At 62.1% G+C, this 4336-nt stretch carries 6 protein-coding genes; 5 read left to right on the plus strand and 1 reads right to left on the minus strand.

The annotated features are described in order from the left end of the window. The coding region (locus D6877_RS21585) for an NAD-dependent epimerase/dehydratase family protein (RefSeq protein WP_347233427.1) at positions 1-308 on the minus strand (308 nt) is incomplete at its 3' end. Between the two features lie 188 nt (positions 309-496). Between D6877_RS21585 and exbB the strand changes: the two genes are divergently transcribed. From exbB to D6877_RS21610, 5 genes are all read left to right on the plus strand, one after another. Next, the gene (gene exbB / locus D6877_RS21590) at positions 497-1450 is read left to right on the plus strand and encodes a tonB-system energizer ExbB (protein WP_024014803.1); all 954 of its coding nucleotides are present in this window, start codon (positions 497-499) and stop codon (positions 1448-1450) included. Positions 1451-1456: 6 nt separating this feature from the next. Continuing rightward, entirely contained in the window at positions 1457-1885 is a 429-nt protein-coding gene (gene exbD / locus D6877_RS21595; protein ID WP_016772535.1) for a TonB system transport protein ExbD, read from the plus strand. After that, a complete protein-coding gene (locus D6877_RS21600; protein WP_042608108.1) occupies positions 1882-2628 on the plus strand; it encodes an energy transducer TonB in 747 nt (248 codons plus the stop codon). Before exbD ends, D6877_RS21600 begins: the two co-directional genes overlap by 4 nt. Positions 2629-2843: 215 nt before the next feature. Further along, positions 2844-3773, plus strand: coding sequence for a hydrogen peroxide-inducible genes activator (locus tag D6877_RS21605; RefSeq protein WP_024014805.1), 930 nt, complete (start codon positions 2844-2846; stop codon positions 3771-3773). Between the two features lie 9 nt (positions 3774-3782). Then, positions 3783-4336: OB-fold nucleic acid binding domain-containing protein (locus D6877_RS21610; RefSeq protein ID WP_347233428.1), on the plus strand; the 554-nt coding region annotated here is incomplete at its 3' end.

Below are 4336 nucleotides of genomic sequence, written 5' to 3' on the forward strand. Positions count from 1 at the left end.
GGCACTTGCCCATAGTCGTCCAGCCAGCTCAGCACGTTCTGCAAGCCTTGCACGTAGGCCTTGCGGTAGCCCTCTTCATCGTGGTCGGTGGCCGCAGCGCAATACACCAGATAATCGACAGCGCCTACCGGCCAGGTCGCCGGGCATTCTTCGCTGAACAGGTCGCCGGCAACACCGATGACACCCTCCGGCAGTTTGGAAACGTCGCGGCGCAGGCCATGGACTTGCCAGCCAGCCGCCAGCAATTGCTTGGCCAGACGACTGCCGACATCACCACAACCGGCAATCAAAACAGAAGGCGCGGACATCAGAAAACTCTCCTCGGAAAGGCACAGACTAGCTCTGGCACAGGACGAACGGCTAGCAATGGTGGAAAAAAAGTTACTCTATTACTTTTGTTAACAAGAATTACTTGCAATAATGCACGCCACTTTTGTTCTCGGCCTCACGAGGCCTGGAAGAGCAACAACGTTTTTCTATCTCAGGTCCGGCCAGCATGACACGTAATCAAACTCCCGCTTCGCCAACCACTCGACCTCGCGCCTGGAGCGCTGTCGCGGCTCTGTTGCTCAGCCTGATGCTGGCACCGACCGCCGCCTTCGCCGACGCTCAAGCGCCCGCCACCCCAGCCGCCACCGAGCAGAGCGCACCCGCTGCCGCTCCGGCTGCACCGGCCGCCACCGATCCGGTGCAGGCTGTCGATGCGGCCGACGCACCTGAAGTCCTCGAAGCCGACAACACCCTGGGCATGGCCCACGACCTGTCGCCGTGGGGCATGTACCAGAACGCCGACATCATCGTGAAAATCGTGATGATCGGTCTGGCCATCGCTTCGATCATCACCTGGACCATCTGGATCGCCAAAGGCTTCGAGCTGATGGGCGCCAAGCGTCGTCTGCGTGGCGAAATTGCCGCACTGAAAAAAGCCACCACCCTCAAGGAAGCCAGCGCCACCGCTGGTAAAGAAGGCACCCTCGCCAACCTGCTGGTGCATGACGCGCTCGAAGAGATGCGCCTGTCGGTCAACAGCCGCGAGAAAGAAGGTATCAAGGAACGCGTCAGCTTCCGTCTCGAGCGCCTCGTAGCAGCCTGCGGTCGCAACATGAGCAGCGGCACCGGCGTGCTCGCCACCATCGGTTCGACCGCACCGTTCGTAGGTCTGTTCGGTACCGTGTGGGGCATCATGAACTCGTTCATCGGCATCGCCAAAACCCAGACCACCAACCTTGCTGTCGTAGCGCCCGGTATTGCTGAAGCACTGCTGGCCACTGCACTGGGTCTGGTTGCGGCGATTCCTGCGGTGGTGATCTACAACGTCTTCGCCCGCTCCATCGCCGGTTACAAGGCGCAGGTCTCCGATGCCTCGGCAGAAGTCCTGCTGCTGGTCAGCCGCGATCTCGACCACCAGCCTGAGCGCAGCTCGCAGCCGCACATGGTTAAAGTGGGGTAATCGGCCATGGGCCTGCATTTGAAAGAAGGCGCAGACGACGATCTGGCCGAGAACCACGAAATCAACGTCACGCCGTTCATCGACGTGATGCTGGTGCTGTTGATCATCTTCATGGTGGCCGCGCCGCTGGCCACCGTGGACATCAAAGTCGACCTGCCCGCCTCGACCGCCAAACCGGCGCCGCGGCCAGAGAAACCGGTGTTCCTCAGTGTCAAAGCTGACCAGCGCCTGTTCCTCGGTGACGACGAAGTGAAAGCCGAAACCCTCGGCGCCACCCTCGACGCCAAGACCCAGGGCAAGAAAGACACCACCATCTTCTTCCAGGCCGACAAAGGCGTGGATTACGGCGACCTGATGAGCGTGATGGACAGCCTGCGCGCCGCCGGTTACCTGAAGGTTGGTCTGGTCGGACTTGAGACGGCAGCCAAGAAATGATCACGACGCGCCATAAGCTGACGCGTTACAGCGGTAGCCTGGCCGTGGTGCTGGGCGTGCATGCGCTGGCCATCGCGCTGGCGCTGAACTGGACCGCCCGCCCGCCCATCGAATTGCCGCCGCAGGCAATGATGGTCGAGCTGGCTCCATTGCCCGCCCCGCCACCGCCGGCTCCGCCGAAAGTCGTCACACCGCCGCAGCCACCGGCTCCGGTGGAAGAATTGCCGATTCCGAAACTGGCTGAAGCACCAAAAGCGGAAATCGCGGTACCGAAACCCAAGCCGAAGCCCAAGCCAAAACCGCCGAAGCCGGTCGAGAAAAAGCTGCCCGAGCCGCCGAAGGAAAAACCTTCTGAGGAGAAACCGGCCGACACCCAGCCGACCCAGGCTCCGACGGAGAAATCTGCCCAGCCTGCACCAGGTCCGTCGCCGGCTCAGTTGGCGGCCAAGGCCAGTTGGCAAGGCACCCTGCTCGCGCATTTGCAGAAGTACAAGAAGTACCCGCAAAGTGCGCAATCGCGTGGCAAGGAAGGCTTGAATCGTCTGCGCTTCGTGGTTGATGGCGAAGGTAATGTGCTGTCGTTCGAACTGGTTGGCCGCTCTGGCAACGCTGATCTGGACCGGGCCACCCTGGACATGATCCGCCGCGCGCAACCACTGCCCAAGCCGCCGGCCGACATGCTCAACAACGGCTCGATCGAAATTGTTGCGCCGTTTGTTTATTCGCTCGAACGTCGCCGCTAAACAACCAGAGCAAAAGATCGCAGCCTTCGGCAGCTCCTACAGGGAATCGCATTTCCAACTGTAGGAGCTGCCGAAGGCTGCGATCTTTTGCTTTTCGCCTTATTAACGAGCGGCAAACCGACCTCGACCGGTGTCGCACTCAGCCCGCAGTCTGATAACGTGCGTCTATCGATTGCAGCCGGTATGCTTGGCGCGCATCTTCATGGACGCTTGCTATGACCCTCACAGAATTACGCTACATCGTTACCCTCGCCCAAGAGCAGCACTTCGGCCATGCCGCCGAGCGTTGCCACGTCAGTCAGCCGACGCTGTCGGTGGGCGTGAAGAAACTTGAAGACGAACTCGGTGTGCTGATTTTCGAGCGCAGCAAAAGCGCCGTGCGCCTGACCCCGGTCGGCGAAGGCATCGTCGCCCAGGCACAAAAAGTCCTCGAACAAGCCCAAGGCATTCGCGAACTGGCCCAGGCCGGCAAGAACCAGCTGACCGCGCCGCTGAAAGTCGGCGCCATCTACACCGTCGGCCCGTACCTGTTCCCGCACCTGATCCCACAACTGCACCGGGTTGCCCCGCAGATGCCGTTGTACATCGAAGAAAACTTCACCCACGTGCTGCGCGACAAACTGCGCAACGGCGAACTCGACGCGATCATCATCGCCCTGCCGTTCAACGAAGCCGACGTGCTAACCCTGCCGCTGTATGACGAGCCGTTCTATGTCCTGATGCCGGCCCAGCACCCGTGGACCAAGAAAGAGTCCATCGACGCCGGCCTGCTCAACGACAAGAGCCTGCTGCTGCTCGGTGAAGGCCACTGTTTCCGCGATCAGGTGCTCGAGGCCTGCCCGACCCTGACCAAAGGCAACGACGGCGCCAAGCACACCACGGTCGAGTCCAGCTCGCTGGAAACCATTCGCCACATGGTCGCCTCCGGCTTGGGCATCTCGATCCTGCCGCTGTCGGCAGTGGACAGCCATCACTACGCCCCCGGCGTGATCGAAGTGCGCCCACTGACCGCGCCGGTGCCGTTCCGCACCGTGGCGATCGCCTGGCGCGCGAGCTTCCCACGGCCGAAAGCCATCGAGATCCTCGCCGACTCCATTCGCCTGTGTTCGGTGGCCAAGCCTGCCGCGCCGGTTACGGCCGGTTAAGCGAGCGTCATGACGGAGCTGTCGCAAGTGTCGGTGACGGCACTCAAGGGTGTCGGCGAGGCCATGGCCGAGAAACTGGCAAAGGTCGGCCTGGAGAATCTGCAGGACGTGCTGTTCCACCTGCCACTGCGTTATCAGGATCGCACCCGTGTGGTGCCGATCGGTGCACTGCGGCCGGGTCAGGACGCCGTGGTTGAAGGCACCGTCAGCGGCGCCGATGTAGTCATGGGCCGCCGGCGCAGCCTGGTCGTGCGCTTGCAGGACGGCACCGGCGGGCTGAGCCTGCGTTTCTACCATTTCAGCAACGCGCAGAAGGAAGGGCTCAAGCGTGGCACGCGGGTTCGCTGCTACGGTGAAGCCCGGCCCGGCGCCTCAGGCCTGGAAATCTATCATCCGGAATACCGCGCGATCACCGGCGATGAACCGCCGCCAGTCGATGAAACCCTGACCCCGGTCTACCCGCTCACCGAAGGCCTGACCCAACAGCGCCTGCGCCAGTTGTGCATGCAGACCCTGACGCTGCTCAAGCCGAGCACCCTGCCCGACTGGCTGCCGACCGAACT

This window comes from Pseudomonas sp. Sample_9 (assembly GCF_004307535.1).
GTDB lineage: Bacteria > Pseudomonadota > Gammaproteobacteria > Pseudomonadales > Pseudomonadaceae > Aquipseudomonas > Aquipseudomonas mercuritolerans.

Excerpts from the sequence above, each read along its gene's own strand:
- exbB (WP_024014803.1), top strand. The coding sequence starts at position 497 with ATGACACGTAATCAAACTCCCGCTTCGCCAACCACTCGACCTCGCGCC.
- D6877_RS21605 (WP_024014805.1), top strand. The coding sequence starts at position 2,844 with ATGACCCTCACAGAATTACGCTACATCGTTACCCTCGCCCAAGAGCAG.
- D6877_RS21600 (WP_042608108.1), top strand. The coding sequence starts at position 1,882 with ATGATCACGACGCGCCATAAGCTGACGCGTTACAGCGGTAGCCTGGCC.
- exbD (WP_016772535.1), top strand. The coding sequence starts at position 1,457 with ATGGGCCTGCATTTGAAAGAAGGCGCAGACGACGATCTGGCCGAGAAC.